The sequence below is a fragment of the Rhodococcus zopfii NBRC 100606 = JCM 9919 genome, assembly GCF_001895025.1.
In the GTDB taxonomy this organism is placed as follows: Bacteria; Actinomycetota; Actinomycetes; order Mycobacteriales; family Mycobacteriaceae; genus Rhodococcus; species Rhodococcus zopfii.
The window spans coordinates 68,177-84,769 of sequence record NZ_BCXI01000011.1 but is presented as its reverse complement, the minus strand read 5'-3'; the positions used below and the strand labels follow the sequence as shown (position 1 = coordinate 84,769).

The window sequence follows — 16,593 nt, the reverse complement described above, 5'->3', positions numbered from 1 at the left end:
TGGATACGGGGACGTCGGTGTCGCCGCACAATGGAAGCAGGAGCACCTGATGTCCGGGCCTCGGGGCACGCGCCGATCGATCGTCTCGTTGCTGTTCGCGGCAGCGACCGCGGTGGCGTGCAGCTCGTCGGTATCCGAGCCGGGTGTTGTCATGGCAGGCATCACCGCCCCGGACCCGGTCGCGCAGTTCCTTCCCCTTCCCGAACCGGTGTCCGACGCGGCGAAGGTCCAGGCACTGTCGGAGCGGATCGTCGCCGCAGCCGCACGGGCGGAGACGGAGCGCGGCGCGCGAGTGACCGTCGCGCTGCTCGATCGCGAAACCGGGACGCGCACGGTGGCCGGCGCGGACGAGCCGATCGAAACGGCTTCGGTCGTCAAGCTGTTCATCGCCGACGATCTGCTGTTCCGCGTGGGTATCGGCGAGATCGCGCTCGGCGAGGGCGAGTACGACGAGATCGCGGCGATGTTGTCGCGCTCGGATGATTCGGCGGCGAGCGATCTGTGGTCGCGCTACGGCGAGACCGATATCGTCGATCGGGTCGTCGAACGGCACGGCCTCACCGCCACCCGAGCTCCGGCCGACGGAAACTGGTGGAACACGGTCACCACCGCCTCCGATCTGCTCACCTGGTACGACAGGGTGCTGGGCGGCACTTCGGGGCTGGACGAGCGCGGCACCGCGACGATCGTGGGATACCTGCTCGAATTCGAATCGCTGGGCACCGACGGTTACGACCAGCGTTTCGGGTTGCCCGACGGGCTGCCCGACGCGACCGGACTGGGTGTCAAGCAGGGCTGGATGTGCTGCGTGGACGGCAGCTGGATCCATCTGTCGACCGGGTTCTTCGGCGAGGACCATCGGTACGTCGTTGCGGTGCTCTCCCGTGAGAAGGTGCACTACGGTGACGCGGCACCGAACGAGTGGTCACCGTTGCCGGACACCGCGCTCGTCGATGTGACCGGCGATACGAGTGCCGAGCACGCCCGCGACACGCTCACCCTGGTGGTCGACGAGGCGTTCGGCCGGTCCGCGCACTGATCGGAACCGGCGGGGCCGAGTTCAGTCCCCGGTGTCGTCCGGCAGGAGATCGGGACGACGTTCCCGGGTGCGGATCAGGGACTGCTCGCGCCGCCACTGCGCGATCTTCGCATGGTCACCGGACATCAAAACGGGCGGGACATCGAGGCCGCGCCAACTCGCCGGACGCGTGTAGCTGGGTCCTTCGAGCAGGCCGTCGGAGAACGAATCCTCTTGGTGCGACTGCTGATTGCCGAGCACGCCCGGCAGCAGCCGGACGACCGCCTCGACCATGACGAGGACGGCGACCTCGCCGCCGATGAGCACGTAGTCGCCGATGCTGACCTCTTCGACCCGGACGCGCCGCGCGGCGTCGTCGAACACCCGCTGGTCGATGCCCTCGTAGCGGCCGCACGCGAACACGATGCGCTTCTCGCCGGACCAGCGGTGTGCGGTTTCCTGGGTGAACGGCACCCCGGCCGGGGTGGGGACGACGAGCAGCACATCGGGGTCGGGTTCGCCGCCGGAGCCCGGTTCGTCACCACGTCCGGCGAGGACGTCGTCGAGGGCCGGTCCCCACACGGTCGGTTTCATGACCATGCCGGGTCCACCGCCGTACGGGGAGTCGTCGACAGCCTTGTGGACGTCATGGGTCCAATCGCGCAGATTGTGGACGCCGACGGAGATCAGGCCCTTGTCGATGGCCTTGCCGAGCAGTGCCGCGCGCAGCGGCTCGAGGTACTCGGGGAAAATGGTGACGACGTCGAGTCGCACGGAACTACTTGTCTCCCTTGCTTTTTCCGCGAGACGGCGGCTCGCCGAAATCGGGATCGAGCAGCCCCTCCGGCGGGTCGATCTCGATGATCCCGGTGGAGATCGAGACGGTCGGCACGATCGCCGTCACGAACGGAATCAGCAGCTCGCCACGCTCGGAGCCGGCGGGCCGGATCGCGAGCAGTTCGCCCGCGGCGGTGTGCAGCACCTCACGGACGGTACCGACCTCGGTGCCGGCGTCGGGACGCCCCTCGACGATACGGACGGTGAGTCCTTCGAGTTCGTGGTCGTAGAACTCGTCGGGATCGTCGCTCGGCGTCAGCTCGGAGCTGTCGACGACGAACAGCGTGCCGCGCAGGGCATCGGCGGCGGTGCGGTCGGCGACCTGACGCAGACGCAGCAGAAGCCGCCCGGAGTGTTCCCGGGCGGCCTCCACCGTGTACGTGTGCAGGGTCTGCTCGCGGGCCTTGTGTCCACGCAGCTCGGCGCCGACAGCGAAGCGCTCACCGGGTTCGTCGGTGCGAACCTCGACGACCACCTCACCCTTGATGCCGTGCGATTTGACCACACGACCCACGACGAGCTCCACTGCCGCTCGCCTACTGGTCGGTGTCGACGACGTCGACGCGGATCCCGCGACCACCGATGCCGGTGACGAGGGTCCGCAGGGCGGTCGCAGTACGTCCACCACGACCGATCACCTTGCCGAGATCGTCGGGGTGCACGTGCACCTCGACGGTGCGCCCCCGACGGCCGGTGATCAGCTCGACCCGCACGCCGTCGGGGTTGGCGACGATCCCACGAACGAGATGCTCGACGGCATCGGCGACAACGGCACTCATTACTCGGCAGCCTCGGTGGACTCGGCAGCGTCGGCGGAAGCCTCGGCGGCATCTTCCTTGGCGGCCTTCTTCTTCTTGGGCGTGATGGCCTCGGCAGCCGGCTCGTTCTCGGCCTGCGCGAGCGCGGCCTGGAACAGCTCCAGCTTGGACGGCTTGGCTTCCTTGACGCGGAGGGTGCCCTCGGTGCCCGGCAGGCCCTTGAACTTCTGCCAGTCACCGGTGATCTTGAGGAGGTTCAGAACGGGCTCGGTCGGCTGCGCGCCGACACCCAGCCAGTACTGCGCACGCTCGGAGTCGACCTCGATCAGCGAGGGCTCTTCCTTCGGGTGGTACTTGCCGATGGTCTCGATGGCCCGGCCGTTGCGGCGGGTGCGCGAGTCCGCAACGACGATGCGGTACTGGGGGTTGCGGATCTTGCCGAGACGGGTGAGCTTGATCTTGACAGCCACTGCTGTGTTCCCTTCGAGCGCGCGAACGCGCATGTCACGTGCAATTCGGACGACGCGCCCTTCTGGCACGCCCGGTTTTGCCTCCAACCTGTGACCGCCGCGCGGTACGGAACCGGATGCGACGACAGCGACCCATTCTGCCAGAAGCGTCCGGTCCGGCGGAAATCACCGGGGCCCTCAACGCTGCCGGTAGTTGGCCAGGAATCGTCCGATCCGACCGATGATGGCCTCGAGATCGTCGGCGTGCGGCAGCGTGACGATGCGGAAGTGGTCGGGTCGCGGCCAGTTGAACCCGGTTCCCTGGACGATGTGCAGTTTCTCCTGCAGCAACAGATCCAGCACCAGCTTCTCGTCGCTGTGGATCGGGTACATCTCGAGGTCGATGCGAGGGAACGCGTAGAGCGCGCCCTTCGGTTTCACACACGAGACCCCGGGGATGGCGTTGAGCGCCTCCCACGCGGCGTCGCGTTGCTCACGCAGCCGCCCACCGGGCAGAACCAGGTCGTGGATGCTCTGCCGTCCGCCGAGCGCCACCGGAATCGCCTGTTGCGCGGGAACGTTCGCGCACAATCGCAGGCCGGCGAGCATCGTGAGTCCCTCGAGGTAGCTTGCGGCGCCCGAGGTCGGGCCGGTGAGCACCATCCATCCCGAGCGCAGGCCCGCGCATCGGTACGTCTTCGACAGGCCGGAGAACGTCACACACAGCACGTCCGGCGCGAGCGCCGCCGTGCTCGTGTGCACGACGTCGTCGTAGGTGATCTTGTCGTAGATCTCGTCGGAGAACACGATCAGCCGGTGCTTGCGGGCGAGGTCGAGGATCGATTCGAGGACCTCGGTCGGATAGACCGCACCGGTCGGGTTGTTCGGGTTGATGACAACGATCGCCCGGGTGCGGTCGGTGATCTTCGCCGCGATGTCGTCGAGGTCGGGGTACCACTCGGATTCCTCGTCGCACAGGTAGTGGACGGCCTTGCCACCGTTGAGCGTCGGGGCGGCCGTCCAGAGCGGGAAGTCGGGTGCGGGAACGAGCACCTCGTCGCCGTTCTCGAGCAGCGCCGTCATCGCCATCATCACGAGTTCGGAGACGCCGTTGCCGAGGAAGATGTTCTCGACGTCGACGTTCTCCACGCCGCGGGTCTCGTAGTACTGCGCGATCGCCCGTCGCGATGCGAGCAACCCCTTCGACGTCGTGTACCCGGTGGAGGTGGGCAACGCCCGCACGATGTCCGACAACATCTCCTGCGGCGCGTCGAATCCGAACTCGAGCGGGTTGCCGGTGTTGAGCCGGACCACGTGATGCCCCTCGGCCTCGAGGCGTGCGGCGTGCTCGGCGACCGGTCCACGGATCTCGTACGACACTCCTGCCAGCTTGCTCGACTGCGTGACCTGCATCGACGTCCCTTCTCGCGTGCGTCCGCGACCACTTTACTTGGATCACCCAAGCAAGTCCTTGGATTTTCCAAGTAGCCGCTAGGATGCACAGCATGACACGACGCAGCTACGGGCACTACTGCACGGTCGGCAAGGCACTCGACAGCGTCGGCGACCGCTGGAGTCTGCTCGTCGTCCGTGAACTGTGCGGCGGGCCGCGCCGCTACAGCGACCTGTTCGCGGACCTGCCCGGCATCAGCACCGATATGCTCGCCGCCCGGCTCCGCGACCTCGAATCGGACGGGATCGTCGAACGCAGGAGGATCGGGCCGCGCGCCGGCGCGTCGGTGTACGAACTGACCGAATCGGGCCGTCGCCTGCGGCCTGTCCTCGACGCCCTGTCCGCCTGGGGCACCGACCGGCTCGACGGCCGGGCCGACACGGATGCCGTCCGCGCCCACTGGCTCGCGTTCCCGCTGGGACGTGCGATCGCCGCGCACCTTGCGCTCGACCCGCCGACCGTCCGCACCGTGAACATTCGCATCGGCACCGAACCCGCATTCCACATCGTGGTCACGACCGCGGGCATCACCCACCGGGACGGCGACGCACCGTCTCCGGATGCGGAACTGCGCGTGGACCTCTCGACCGCCGTGGAACTGGCCCGCGGAACCGCGGACATCGGCCCGCTCCTCGAGCGGCGAGCCGCCGGGACGGAGCTCGAACACGACGCGTGACCCCGAAACGCACTCCGCCGTCACACACGGTGACGGCGGAGGCGGTGGGTCAGTTCTTCGGCAGCTTCAACTTCGACAGGTCGAAGCCCTCGAGACCCGGGGGCAGTTCGTCGAGCCCCTTCGGCATGTTGGACAGATCCGGGAAACCGGCGGGCATGCCGCCGCCCATGCCGGGGAATCCGGCCGGCAGTCCGCCGGGGAATCCGCCCTTGACCTTCGGCGGGGTCGGTCCGCGACCGCCCTTCTTGCCCTTCTTGCCCTTCTTGTTGCTGCGCTGATTCTTGCGGGCACCGGGCATACCCATGCGACCGGCCATCGCCGCCATCATCTTGCGCGCTTCGAAGAACCGGTCGACGAGCTGGTTGACGTCGGAAACCTTCACGCCGGAACCGTTCGCGATGCGGAGACGCCGCGACGCGTTGATGATCTTCGGATCGGCGCGCTCCGCGGGGGTCATGCCGCGGATGATCGCCTGGATGCGGTCGAGTTGCTTCTCGTCGACGTTGGCGAGCGCGTCCTTCATCTGTCCGGCACCGGGCAGCATACCCAGCAGGTTTGCGATCGGGCCCATCTTACGCACGGCCATCATCTGCTCGAGGAAGTCCTCGAGGGTGAGCTCACCCGAACCGATCTTGGAAGCGGTGAGCTCGGCTTGCTCGGCGTCGAAGACCTGCTCGGCCTGCTCGATGAGGGTGAGCACGTCGCCCATGCCGAGGATGCGACTGGCCATGCGCTCGGGGTGGAAGACGTCGAAGTCCTCGAGCTTCTCACCGGTGGACGCGAAGAGGATCGGCTGCCCGGTCAGCTCACGCACGCTCAGCGCCGCGCCACCTCGGGCGTCACCGTCGAGCTTGGTGAGCACGACGCCGGTGAAGCCGACACCCGCGCGGAACGCCTCGGCGGTACTCACCGCATCCTGGCCGATCATCGCGTCGAGCACGAACAGGGTCTCGTCCGGCTGCACGGCGTCGCGGATGCCCGCGGCCTGCGCCATCAGTTCCTCGTCGATGCCGAGGCGGCCGGCGGTGTCGACGATGACCACGTCGTACTGCTTCGTGCGGGCTTCCTCGATGCCGGACTTCGCGACGGCGACCGGGTCGGCGGCCGACACACCGAGTGCGTTGTCGCCGCCCCCGATCGACGTGCCCGGGTGCGGTGCGAAAACCGCGACGCCGGCGCGTTCACCGACGATCTGGAGCTGGCTGACCGCGCCGGGACGCTGCAGGTCGCACGCCACCAGCATCGGGGTGTGCCCCTGGCCCTTGAGCCAGGCCGCCAGCTTGCCGGCGAGGGTGGTCTTACCGGCACCCTGCAGACCGGCGAGCATGATCACGGTCGGCGGGTTCTTCGCGAGCCGCAGCCGGCGGGTCTCCCCACCGAGGATCCCGACGAGCTCCTCGTTGACGATCTTGACGACCTGCTGCGCCGGATTCAGGGCACCGTGCACCTCGGCGCCCTTGGCGCGTTCTTTGATCTTTGCGATGAACGCGCGCACCACGGGCAACGCGACATCCGCCTCGAGCAGGGCGAGCCGGATCTCCCGGCACGTGGCGTCGATGTCGGCATCGGAGAGGCGCCCCTTGCCGCGCAGGTCCTTCAGGACCCCGGTCAACCTGTCGGAAAGGGATTCGAACACCGAATGCGCTCCTGGGTTCTGACGAAAGACGGACAGTGCTGCGATCCAGGGTAGCCGCTCGCCGCGACCGTCACGTCACGGCGGGCGGCACCCGGTCAGGCGGTCGCCTCGGGTTTCTTCGGTTCGACCCCCGGAACCACCGCGAGCACGGCCTGCTCGAGCTGCTCCCGCGTGGCCCGGGTGTCGGTCCCGGTGAGGTCGATGCAGAAAGCGTCGACGACCGACGCGCCGAGGGTCGAGACCCGCGCCCACCGCACGTCGGCGCCGACGGACTCGAAGGCCTCGGCGAGGCGGCACAGCAACCCGAGACGGTCCTCGGCGCGCAGTTCGAGGATCACCTGCCCCGGATCGGGGGCGTCGAACCAGATCACTCGCGGCGGGGCCTGCGCATACACGACCGGCACGGCCCGTTCCGGCTGTTCCGGCAGCTGCGCGTCCCGCGCGGCCTGTTCCTTCGCGTCCAGCGCGGCCGGCAGGTCCAGGTCGCCGCCTCGCGCACGGATCAGTTCCTGTCGCAGCAAACCGGCCTCGGGCGGTGTCCCGAACCGCGGCGACACCACGAAAGTGTTGACGGCACTGCCGGCGTGGCTGCCGAGCGAGGCGGACAGCACACGTAAGCCGTGCAGGGCCAGCACACCGGCGGCGTCGGCGAGCAGCCCCGGTTCGTCCGGGGCCACCACGGACACCGTGTACGAGTGCGGGCCCTCGCCCGCCTGCAGCGTCACGTGCACGCCGCCGTCGACGGCCAGTTCTGCGAGTGCCGGATCGATCGCGTCCGGGGTGGGCAATTCCTCCCCTGCCATCACCATCCGGCATCGCCGGACCAGTTCCCGGATCAGCGACGCCTTCCAGTCCCCCCACACCCCCGGACCGGTGGCCAGCGAATCCGCCTCGGCGAGTGCGTGCAGCAGTTCCAGCAGCACCGGGTCGCCGTCGAGAGCGTCGACGACGGACTGCACGGTCGCCGGATCGTCGAGGTCTCGGCGCGTCGCGGTGTGCGGCAGCAGCAGGTGGTGCCGCACCATCGCGGTGAGGAGCGCGAGATCCGACGGCCACAGTCCCATCCGCCGCCCGATCTGCGTGGCCAGGTCGGCGCCGACGACGCTGTGGTCCCCGCCTCGTCCCTTGCCGATGTCGTGCAGCAGCGCGCCGAGCACCAGCAGGTCGGGCCGGGCGACGCGGGTCGTGAGACCGCCCGCGTACACCGCTGTTTCCACCAGGTGCCGGTCGACGGTCCAGGTGTGCACCGCGTCTCGGGGAGGCAGGTCGCGCACCGCACCCCATTCCGGCAGGAGCCGGCCCCACAGCCCGGTGCGGTCGAGTGCCTCGATGACGTCGACGGCGCGCCGGCCGGAGCCGAGCAGAACCAGCAGGTCGTTGAGCGCCGACCGTGGCCACGGTTCCCGCAGTTCGGGGGCGTTGTCGGCGAGCCGGTTCAGTGTCGACGCCGACATCGGCAGCCCGGCCTGCGCGGCCGCGGCGGCGACACGGGTGATCAGGCCCGGGTCCTTACGGGGATGCGCGTCCCGGGCGAGCGCAACCTCTCCTGCGTGTTCGACGACGCCCTCGTCGAGCGGGCGGCGCACCGGGACGCGGCGCAGCCGCGACAACCCGCGCCGTGGCAGGGCGTTGCCCGCGGTGCGGATCCCGACGTCGACGGAGTAGCTGACGGTCCGCGCGGCTTCGGTGAGCATCCGGGCCAGGTCGAACCGGTCGCCGATGCGCAGCGCGGCACCGATTTCGTCGGCGTCCTGCGCGCGCAGCTGGTCCCGGGGGCGGCCCGCGACACGGTGCAGCTCGGTGCGCACGTCGAGCAACCGCCGATGCGCGGCGGCGAGTCCGCCGCCGGGCACCTCCGGCCCCAACCCCGGCATGCCGTCGGTGAGCTGCGCGACGGACAGGGCATTGAGCAACTGCACGTCCCGCAACCCTCCTCGGCCGCTCTTCAGGTCCGGTTCGGCACGGTGCGCGATCTGTCCACTGCGCTGCCAACGTGTCTGGGTGAGCTCGATGAGTTCGTCGAACCGACCTCGAATCCCGGTCCGCCACTGCCTGCGCACCCCGCCGATCAGCAGGTTGCTCAGCTCGACGTCCCCGGCGATGTGCCGGGCCTCGAGCATTCCCAGCGCCGCGGTCACGTCCGACGCCGCGACCTGCAACGCCTGTGGGACCGTACGAACGCTGTGGTCGAGTTTGATGTGCGCGTCCCACAGCGGATACCAGAGACGATCGGCGATCGCGGAGACCGCAGCCGGTTCCATGTCGTCGTGCAGCAGGATGAGGTCGAGATCGGAGTAGGGCAGCATCTCGCGGCGGCCCAGGCCACCGACCGCAACGATCGCGAACCCGCAGTCGGGGACGATCCCGACCTCGGCGCCCTTCGTGGTCAGCCAGAATTCGTGCAGGTCCACCAGCGCGTGCCGCAACGCGGCGGAATCGAGGCGGCGGTTGCGGACGCCGCCGGCGAGCAGTTGGTCGCGCGCGACGGCCAGGTCGGCTGCAGCACCGCACGCGGCGGGCGAGGTCTCCGGCCCGGAAGACACGGGCGGCCCCGATCCCGCTGCACGAGCAGCGGGATCGGGGCCGCGAGTTCCGGACCCCTTGGGGTCAGAGTGCATCCGTGCCTCGTTCCCCGGTGCGCACTCGGATCACCGATTCGACGGGAGTGACCCACACCTTGCCGTCACCGATCTTCCCGGTACGCGAAGCCTCGACGATCGTCTCGACGACCTTGTCCACCGCGGCGTCGTCGACGACGACCTCGACGCGAACCTTGGGTACGAAGTCGACCGAGTACTCCGCGCCGCGGTAGACCTCGGTGTGGCCCTTCTGCCGGCCGTATCCCTGGACCTCGCTGACGGTCATGCCAAGGACGCCTGCCTGCTCGAGACCTGCTTTCACGTCTTCGAGGGTGAACGGTTTGACAATTGCCGTGATCAGCTTCATTTCCTCATCCTTCCCAAGTCTGCCGTGCCGCTACGTTCGTCTTCTTATCACCTGAGCGCCGAGACGAAGTCGTATGCGGACTCCGCATGCTCCGTCTCGTCGATACCACGAGCCTCTTCGTCGGGCGAGACCCGCCAGCCGAGCGGCTTGAGGGCGAATGCGATCACGGTGGTGACGATCGCGGTGAACACCAGGGCGACCAGGGCGATCACGATCTGAACGACCAGCTGCTTGTAGTCGCCGCCGTAGAAAAGTCCGGTGTCGGTGGCAAGGAAACCGATCGCAATGGTTCCCCAGAGGCCCGACACCAGGTGCACACCGACGACGTCGAGCGAATCGTCGTAGCCGAACTTGAACTTCAGGCCCACCGCGAGAGCGGACAGCACACCGGCGACGGCGCCGAGCGCGATGGAACCGACGGGGCTGAGCGCACCCGCTGCGGGGGTGATCGCGACGAGACCGGCAACGGCACCGGAGGCGGCGCCGAGGCTGGTGGCCTTGCCGTCCCGGATGCGCTCGGTGAGGAGCCAGCCGAGGATCGCGGCGGCGGTAGCAGTGGTGGTGTTGACCCAGGCCAGACCGGCGATACCGTCGGCGGCGAACGCGGAGCCGGCGTTGAAGCCGAACCAGCCGAACCACAGGAGCGCGGCACCGAGCATCACGAACGGCAGGTTGTGCGGACGCATCGCGACCGTGCCGAAACCGGCGCGCTTGCCGACGACCAGAGCGAGGACCAGAGCCGCGATACCGGCGTTGATGTGGACGACGGTGCCACCGGCGAAGTCGATCGGGGCGACCGCGGCGGTCAGGCCGCCCTCACCGTCGTCGACGGTGCCGAACAGCTTCGCCGCGATGCCGTCCTCGGAACCGGACAGGAGACCGCCACCCCACACCATGTGGGCGAGCGGGAAGTAGGCGAAGGTCACCCAGAGACCGGCGAACACCATCCACGTTCCGAACTTCACGCGTTCGGCCAGGGCACCGCTGATCAGCGCGGTGGTGATGATCGCGAACGTGACCTGGAAGCCGATGTCGATGATCTGCGGGTAGTTGCCCAGGCCGGGGAGGAATCCACCCTCCTCGTCGTAGATCGCACCCTGCAGACCGAAGAACTCGAACGGGTTGGCGAAGATGCCGCCGACGCTTTCGGTGCCGTAGGACATCGACCAGCCCCACAGGACGTAGATCACGCCGATCAACGCCATGGCGCCGAACGACATCATCATCATGTTCAGGACCGATTTGGCACGCGACATACCGCCGTAGAAGAACGCCAAGCCGGGTGTCATCAGCAGCACCAGCGATGCCGCCATGAGCATCCATGCCGCGTCGCCGGTGTTCACCACTTCCTCCACTTGCAACCTCCCTAGGTACCGCGCCTGTCAGCGCGTGGTTGAGGAAAGCTTGCTGCCGAGATGTTTCCGTGGAAGCGCCGTCCTGTTTCGGTGGAGTGAACGGAAACACGCGCCGTGTTTCGGCTCTGTTTCACTCTTTGCGGTCTTCGTCCGAAGCGTCCGAAAGATGGGAAAAGCCGCGCGCGACACGTGTTCCGCGCCCCCGGCCGGGGGCGGTGGGTGTCGTCGCGCGGCATGTCCACCGGGCCTCGCCGCCGACGGCGACGAGCGCTGCGCCGCTCTCAGCCGAGCAGAGCGTCCACGAAGGCACCGGGCTCGAACGGCGCCAGGTCGTCGGCGCCCTCACCGAGGCCCACGAGCTTCACCGGCACACCCAGTTCGTGCTGGACCTGGAAGACGATGCCACCCTTGGCGGTCCCGTCGAGCTTCGTCAGGACGACACCGGTGATGTCGACGACCTCGGCGAACACCCGGGCCTGTGTGAGCCCGTTCTGGCCGATCGTCGCGTCGAGCACCAACAGCACCTCGTCGACCCCGGCCTTCTTCTCGACGACCCGCTTGACCTTGCCGAGCTCGTCCATCAGGCCGGTCTTGGTGTGGAGCCGGCCCGCCGTGTCGATGAGGACGGCGTCGACGCCGTTCTCGATGCCCCGGGACACGGCGTCGAACGCGACGGCGGCGGGGTCACCGGCTTCCTTGCCGCGCACGACCTCCGCACCGACCCGCTCGGCCCAGGTCTGGAGCTGATCGGCGGCGGCCGCGCGGAACGTGTCGGCGGCCCCGAGGAGCACGCGCCGCCCGTCGGCGACGAGCACACGCGCCAGCTTGCCGGTCGTCGTGGTCTTGCCGGTGCCGTTCACACCGACGACCAACAGGATGGACGGGTGGTCGTCGTGCGGCAACGCCCGGATGGACCGGTCCAGCTCGGGGTGCAGTTCAGCGACGAGCACGTCGCGCAACACCGCGCGCGCGTCGGCTTCGGTGCGCACGTTTCGTGCCGCCATTTCCTGTCGCAGTCGCTCCACGATCTTGGTGGTGGTCGCGGCGCCGAGGTCGGCGATGAGGAGGGTGTCCTCGATCTCCTCCCACGAATCCTCGTCGAGGTCGCCGCCGCCGAGCAGGCCGAGCAGGCTCTTGCCCATCGCCGACTGGGATCGGGCGAGTCGGCCGCGCAGCCGGTCCAGGCGACCGGCGGTCGGCGCGATCTCCTCGATCGCGGGCGCGGTCTCGACTTCGGGAACCGTCACCGTCTCGGGTGCGGGCGCGAGCACTTCCGGCTCGGGCGCAGCCACCTCGGGCGAGACTTCCGCGACGGGTGCTTCCTCGGGTGTGGGCGCTTCCTCGGGTGCGGGCGCGACCCCGGCGGGTGCCTCCTCCGCGACCTGCTCCTCGGCGACCTTCTCCTCGGCGACCTCTTCCGGCGCAGGCTCGGGCACCGGTGCCGGCGCCGGCCTCGGTGCCGGCGGCGCCTCGGTGACCTCCTGCGGCAGCTTGACCGTCGGAGGTTCGGGGCGGGGCGCGGGCCGTTCGACGGGTGGCGGTGCCGTCGCGGTCGAGCCCTGACTGAAGGAGAATCCGCTCTGGGCCTTGTACCCACCGGATCGGTCCTTGGGTTCGGCCTCGAGCTCCGGGGTCGGCGCCGACGTCAGCGACACCTGCCGCCTCCGGTACAGGGTCAGGCCGACGACGAGTGCGACGAGGACGACCGCCAAGACGGCCGCGATGATTATCCAGGCTGCGGTACTCACGCACCCATACTGTCAGGCCCGACCGCCGGTTTCAGGCGCGGGGAACGAGATCACCGTCGGCGGCGTTCTCCTCGACCGCGTCCGTCCGCGTGCGGCTCACGTCCTGACCACCCAGATCCTGACCTCGCAGCCGCTGCGAGATCACCCGGGTGATTCCGTCGCCGCGCATGCTCACGCCGTACAGCGCGTCGGCGACCTCCATCGTCGGCTTCTGGTGGGTGATCACGATCAGCTGCGACTTCTCCCGCAACTGTTCGAACAGGCCGATCAGGCGCCGCAGGTTCGTGTCGTCGAGGGCTGCCTCCACCTCGTCCATCACATAGAACGGGGACGGCCGGGCACGGAAGATGGCGACGAGCATCGCGACCGCGGTCAGCGATTTCTCGCCACCGGACAGCAGCGACAGCCGCTTGACCTTCTTGCCCGGCGGCCGTGCCTCGACCTCGATGCCGGTGGTGAGCATGTCCGACGGGTCGGTGAGCACGAGCCTGCCCTCGCCACCGGGGAACAGTTTCGCGAAGACCTGCTCGAACTCGCGTTCCACATCGGCGTACGCCTCGGTGAACACCTGCAGGATGCGCGCGTCGACCTCCGCGACCACCGACAGCAGATCCTTGCGGGCGTTCTTGACGTCCTCGAGCTGCGTGGCCAGGAAGTTGTAGCGTTCCTCGAGCGCCGCGAACTCCTCGAGTGCGAGCGGATTGACCTTGCCGAGGGTCGTCAGGTCCTTCTCGGCCCGCTTGGCGCGACGCTCCTGGGTGGGCCGGTCGTACGGGACGGGCTGGGGCGCGACGACCTGCTCGCCGCGCTCGCGGGCCTGCTCGTACTCGGCGATCTCCAGCGCGCTGGGCGGCAACGGGACGTCGGGCCCGTACTCGGCGATCAGGTCGTCGAGGCCGATGCCGTGCTGCTCGAGGATGGTCTGCTCGAGCTGTTCGATCCGCAACGCGGCCTGGGCGCGGGCGACCTCGTCACGGTGCACGGCATCGGTGAGCTGGTCGCGCTGTGCCGTCAGGTCGCGGACCAGTTCCTTGACCCGGTCGAGCTGCTCGGTGCGCTCGGCGCGCTGCCGGGTGAGAGTGTCGCGGTGCTCGAGCGCCCCGGCGACGACCTCGTCGAGGTGCGCGGCGACCCGGGCGCCGGCCTCCGCGACCGCGGCAGCGACCGCCGCGGCCTGCTGCCGGGCGCGCATCGCGCGTTCGGCGCGGGCACGGGCTTCACGTTCGGCCTGCGCGGCACGGCGCATCGAGTCGGCCTTGCCGCGCAGCGCCTCCGCGCGTTCCTCCGCGGTGCGCGCGGCGAGCCGGGCTTCGACCTCGACGGCTCGGACCTCGGCGAGCGCCGCGGCCGCGACCTCTCGTTCCACGGCGGTGGAGTCGGTGCCGGTGTCGTCGCCGCTGCCGGACCGTTCGTTCTCCGCCAGGCGCAGGCGCTCCTCGAGCTCGACGAACTTCTCCCGCGCCGCGTCGCGCTCCTCCTCGGCTTTGGCGCGCTGCGCGGCGAGCCGGTCGGACTCGGCATGAGCGTTGCGCGCGGCCTGGCCGAGCCGGCCGAGTTGCTCGTACACCGCGGACATCTCGGCGTCCGATTCGTTGAGGGCCGCGAGGGTCTGTTCGGCGATCTCGGCGCGCGACGCCTGCTCGGCGAGCGCACCGGCCAGCGCCGCGGCGAGATCCTCGGAGCGGCGGGTCGCCTGCTCGAGCCCCCGTTCGGAGGTGTCGATCGCGGCCTGGATCTCGAGGGTGCTGGGCACTCGGTCGGAGCCGCCGAGCACCCAGCCGGCACCGGCGAGCGCACCGGTGCGGGTCACGGCACGCAGCTCCGGACGTCGGGCGCACAGTTCGGTGGCGGCGGCGAGATCGTCGACGACGACGGTGCGGGCGAGCAGTGCATCGACGCCGCCGCGCAGGTCGGCGGCGCACTGCACGACGTCGCGGGCCCATCGCGCACCGGCCGGCAGGTCGCCGCCGTCCCCCGGTCCGCCGGCACCGGCCGCGACGAACGCGACGAACGCGACGCGGCCCTGGTCGGCGTCGTCGAGGGCGGCGACCGCGGCGACCGCCGCCTGCACCGACTCGGCGGCGACCGCGTCGGCGGCGGGACCGAGCGCCGCGGCGACCGCGGTCTCGTAGCCGGGTTCGACCTGCAGGCGCTCCGCGAGCGGACCGAGCAGACCCGTGTCGGGCCGGTGTTCGAGGAGCCAGGCGGCGCCGTCCTTGCGTTCGAGTCCCATCGACAGCGCCTCGATGCGCGCGCCGAGGGACGCAACCTCCTTGCCTGCGGCACGCTCGGCGTCCTGCAGTTCCTTGACGCGTTCGTCGGCGATCCGCAGCGCCTCGAGGGCGCGTTCGTGCTGGGCGTCGGCGTCGACTTCCCCGGCGTCGAGGTCGTCGATGCGCGCCTGCGCGGTCTCGAACTCGGCCTGCGCCGCGACGCCGCGCAGCCGTGCCTCTTCGATGGCGACGGTGAGCCGCGCGACCTCGGCGTCGATGGACTCGGCGCGGGTGCGCATCGTGTCGACCTGGCCGGACAGCCGGGCGAGCCCTTCACGGCGGTCGGCGACGGCCCGCACCGCGGCCAGGTGTGCACGTTCGGCAGTGGCCGCCGCGTCCTCCTGCATCGCGAGCTGTTCCCGCGCGGCCTCGAGGGTGCCGTGGGCGATCTCGACGGCCTCGAGGAGTTCGGCCTCCTCTTCCGCGATGCGGTCGGCGCGCGCCTCCATCTCGTCGGGATCCTGCCCGGGCCGGGCCGCCGGTGCCTCGTCGAGGTGACGGGCCCGTTCCTGCGCGATGCGCACGGTCGCCCCGAGCCTTTCGGCGAGCGCGGACAGCCGGAACCAGGTCTGGGAGGCCGCTTCGGCACCCGGTGTCAGGCGTGCCACGGCCTGTTCGTGCTGGGCGAGTTCGGCGTTCGCATCGTCGAACGCGGCCAGCACGTGGTCGAGGCGTTCGCGCACGATGCGTTCCTGCTCGTCCTGTCCGGCGAAGTCGGAGCGGCGGGAGACCAGGTCGTCGGCGGCCAGGCGCAGCCGCGCGTCGCGCAGGTCGGCCTGGATGGTCTGGGCACGCCTGGCGACCTCGGCCTGACGTCCGAGCGGCTTGAGCTGGCGGCGCAGTTCAGCGGTCAGGTCGGTCAGGCGCGCGAGGTTGGCCTGCATCGCGTCGAGCTTGCGGACCGCCTTCTCCTTGCGGCGGCGGTGCTTGAGAACTCCGGCGGCCTCCTCGACGAACGCGCGACGGTCCTCGGGACGCGACTCGAGGATCGCGGAGAGCCGGCCCTGCCCGACGATGACGTGCATCTCCCGGCCGATACCGGAGTCGGACAGCAGTTCCTGCACGTCCATGAGGCGGCACGAGGTGCCGTTGATCTCGTACTCGCCGGCACCGTCGCGGAACATGCGGCGGGTGACGGACACCTCGGAGTATTCGATGGGCAGCGCACCGTCGCTGTTGTCGATGGTCAGCGTGACCTCGGCGCGACCCAGCGGCGGACGGCCGGCGGTGCCGGCGAAGATGACATCCTGCATCTTGCCGCCGCGCAGCGCCTTGGCGCCCTGCTCCCCCATCACCCAGGTGAGGGCATCGACGACGTTCGACTTCCCCGAACCGTTGGGGCCGACGACGCAGGTGATGCCGGGTTCGAAACGCAGAGTCGTCGCGGACGCGAAGGACTTGAAGCCCTTGAGCGTCAGACTCTTCAAATACATGAGGAAAAACC

Annotated in this window: 13 protein-coding genes; 2 read left to right on the top strand and 11 right to left on the bottom strand. The window is 69.6% G+C overall.

The window, feature by feature from the left end:
• The first annotated feature begins 49 nt into the window (after nucleotides 1-49).
• Nucleotides 50-1,039: a serine hydrolase family protein gene (locus RZ1_RS08085; protein WP_072810806.1), complete on the top strand. Its 990-nt coding sequence runs from the start codon at nucleotides 50-52 to the stop codon at nucleotides 1,037-1,039.
• 21 nt (nucleotides 1,040-1,060) lie between these two features.
• On the opposite strand, the gene trmD is transcribed toward RZ1_RS08085, so the two are convergent.
• The 5 genes from trmD to RZ1_RS08060 form a co-directional block, all read right to left on the bottom strand.
• Nucleotides 1,061-1,792, bottom strand: coding sequence for a tRNA (guanosine(37)-N1)-methyltransferase TrmD (gene trmD, locus RZ1_RS08080; RefSeq protein ID WP_072810804.1), 732 nt, complete (start codon nucleotides 1,790-1,792; stop codon nucleotides 1,061-1,063).
• 4 nt (nucleotides 1,793-1,796) lie between these two features.
• Nucleotides 1,797-2,381: a ribosome maturation factor RimM gene (rimM, locus tag RZ1_RS08075; RefSeq protein WP_072810802.1), complete on the bottom strand. Its 585-nt coding sequence runs from the start codon at nucleotides 2,379-2,381 to the stop codon at nucleotides 1,797-1,799.
• A gap of 10 nt (nucleotides 2,382-2,391) precedes the next feature.
• The gene (locus RZ1_RS08070; protein WP_072810800.1) at nucleotides 2,392-2,634 is read right to left on the bottom strand and encodes an RNA-binding protein; all 243 of its coding nucleotides are present in this window, start codon (nucleotides 2,632-2,634) and stop codon (nucleotides 2,392-2,394) included.
• Nucleotides 2,634-3,083: a 30S ribosomal protein S16 gene (gene rpsP, locus RZ1_RS08065; protein ID WP_072810798.1), complete on the bottom strand. Its 450-nt coding sequence runs from the start codon at nucleotides 3,081-3,083 to the stop codon at nucleotides 2,634-2,636. Before rpsP ends, RZ1_RS08070 begins: the two co-directional genes overlap by 1 nt.
• Nucleotides 3,084-3,260: 177 nt before the next feature.
• Entirely contained in the window at nucleotides 3,261-4,475 is a 1,215-nt protein-coding gene (locus RZ1_RS08060; protein ID WP_072810797.1) for a pyridoxal phosphate-dependent aminotransferase, read from the bottom strand.
• Nucleotides 4,476-4,567: 92 nt separating this feature from the next.
• Here RZ1_RS08060 and RZ1_RS08055 point away from each other — a divergent pair, with 92 nt between their 5' ends.
• The gene (locus tag RZ1_RS08055) at nucleotides 4,568-5,191 is read left to right on the top strand and encodes a winged helix-turn-helix transcriptional regulator (RefSeq protein ID WP_072811002.1); all 624 of its coding nucleotides are present in this window, start codon (nucleotides 4,568-4,570) and stop codon (nucleotides 5,189-5,191) included.
• Nucleotides 5,192-5,240: 49 nt separating this feature from the next.
• Here RZ1_RS08055 and ffh read toward each other — a convergent pair whose 3' ends face one another.
• The 6 genes from ffh to smc form a co-directional block, all read right to left on the bottom strand.
• Complete coding sequence (gene ffh, locus RZ1_RS08050) at nucleotides 5,241-6,827, bottom strand: signal recognition particle protein (protein WP_072810795.1); 1,587 nt, start codon at nucleotides 6,825-6,827, stop codon at nucleotides 5,241-5,243.
• A 95-nt stretch (nucleotides 6,828-6,922) separates the two neighbouring features.
• Complete coding sequence (locus RZ1_RS08045; RefSeq protein WP_072810793.1) at nucleotides 6,923-9,445, bottom strand: [protein-PII] uridylyltransferase; 2,523 nt, start codon at nucleotides 9,443-9,445, stop codon at nucleotides 6,923-6,925.
• Nucleotides 9,435-9,773 carry a P-II family nitrogen regulator gene (locus RZ1_RS08040; RefSeq protein ID WP_068160495.1) on the bottom strand — a complete coding sequence of 113 codons (339 nt, stop codon included), beginning with the start codon at nucleotides 9,771-9,773 and terminating at the stop codon, nucleotides 9,435-9,437. Before RZ1_RS08040 ends, RZ1_RS08045 begins: the two co-directional genes overlap by 11 nt.
• A gap of 47 nt (nucleotides 9,774-9,820) precedes the next feature.
• Entirely contained in the window at nucleotides 9,821-11,128 is a 1,308-nt protein-coding gene (locus tag RZ1_RS08035; protein WP_072810792.1) for an ammonium transporter, read from the bottom strand.
• Between the two features lie 281 nt (nucleotides 11,129-11,409).
• Nucleotides 11,410-12,876 carry a signal recognition particle-docking protein FtsY gene (gene ftsY, locus RZ1_RS08030; protein WP_072810790.1) on the bottom strand — a complete coding sequence of 489 codons (1,467 nt, stop codon included), beginning with the start codon at nucleotides 12,874-12,876 and terminating at the stop codon, nucleotides 11,410-11,412.
• A gap of 31 nt (nucleotides 12,877-12,907) precedes the next feature.
• Nucleotides 12,908-16,582, bottom strand: a complete 3,675-nt coding sequence (smc, locus tag RZ1_RS08025; protein WP_083583578.1) for a chromosome segregation protein SMC — start codon at nucleotides 16,580-16,582, stop codon at nucleotides 12,908-12,910.
• Between the last annotated feature and the right edge of the window lie 11 nt (nucleotides 16,583-16,593).

Excerpts from the sequence above, each read along its gene's own strand:
- RZ1_RS08060 (WP_072810797.1), bottom strand. The coding sequence starts at position 4,475 with ATGCAGGTCACGCAGTCGAGCAAGCTGGCAGGAGTGTCGTACGAGATC.
- RZ1_RS08055 (WP_072811002.1), top strand. The coding sequence starts at position 4,568 with ATGACACGACGCAGCTACGGGCACTACTGCACGGTCGGCAAGGCACTC.
- RZ1_RS08070 (WP_072810800.1), bottom strand. The coding sequence starts at position 2,634 with ATGAGTGCCGTTGTCGCCGATGCCGTCGAGCATCTCGTTCGTGGGATC.
- RZ1_RS08085 (WP_072810806.1), top strand. The coding sequence starts at position 50 with ATGTCCGGGCCTCGGGGCACGCGCCGATCGATCGTCTCGTTGCTGTTC.
- RZ1_RS08045 (WP_072810793.1), bottom strand. The coding sequence starts at position 9,445 with ATGCACTCTGACCCCAAGGGGTCCGGAACTCGCGGCCCCGATCCCGCT.
- RZ1_RS08040 (WP_068160495.1), bottom strand. The coding sequence starts at position 9,773 with ATGAAGCTGATCACGGCAATTGTCAAACCGTTCACCCTCGAAGACGTG.
- smc (WP_083583578.1), bottom strand. The coding sequence starts at position 16,582 with ATGTATTTGAAGAGTCTGACGCTCAAGGGCTTCAAGTCCTTCGCGTCC.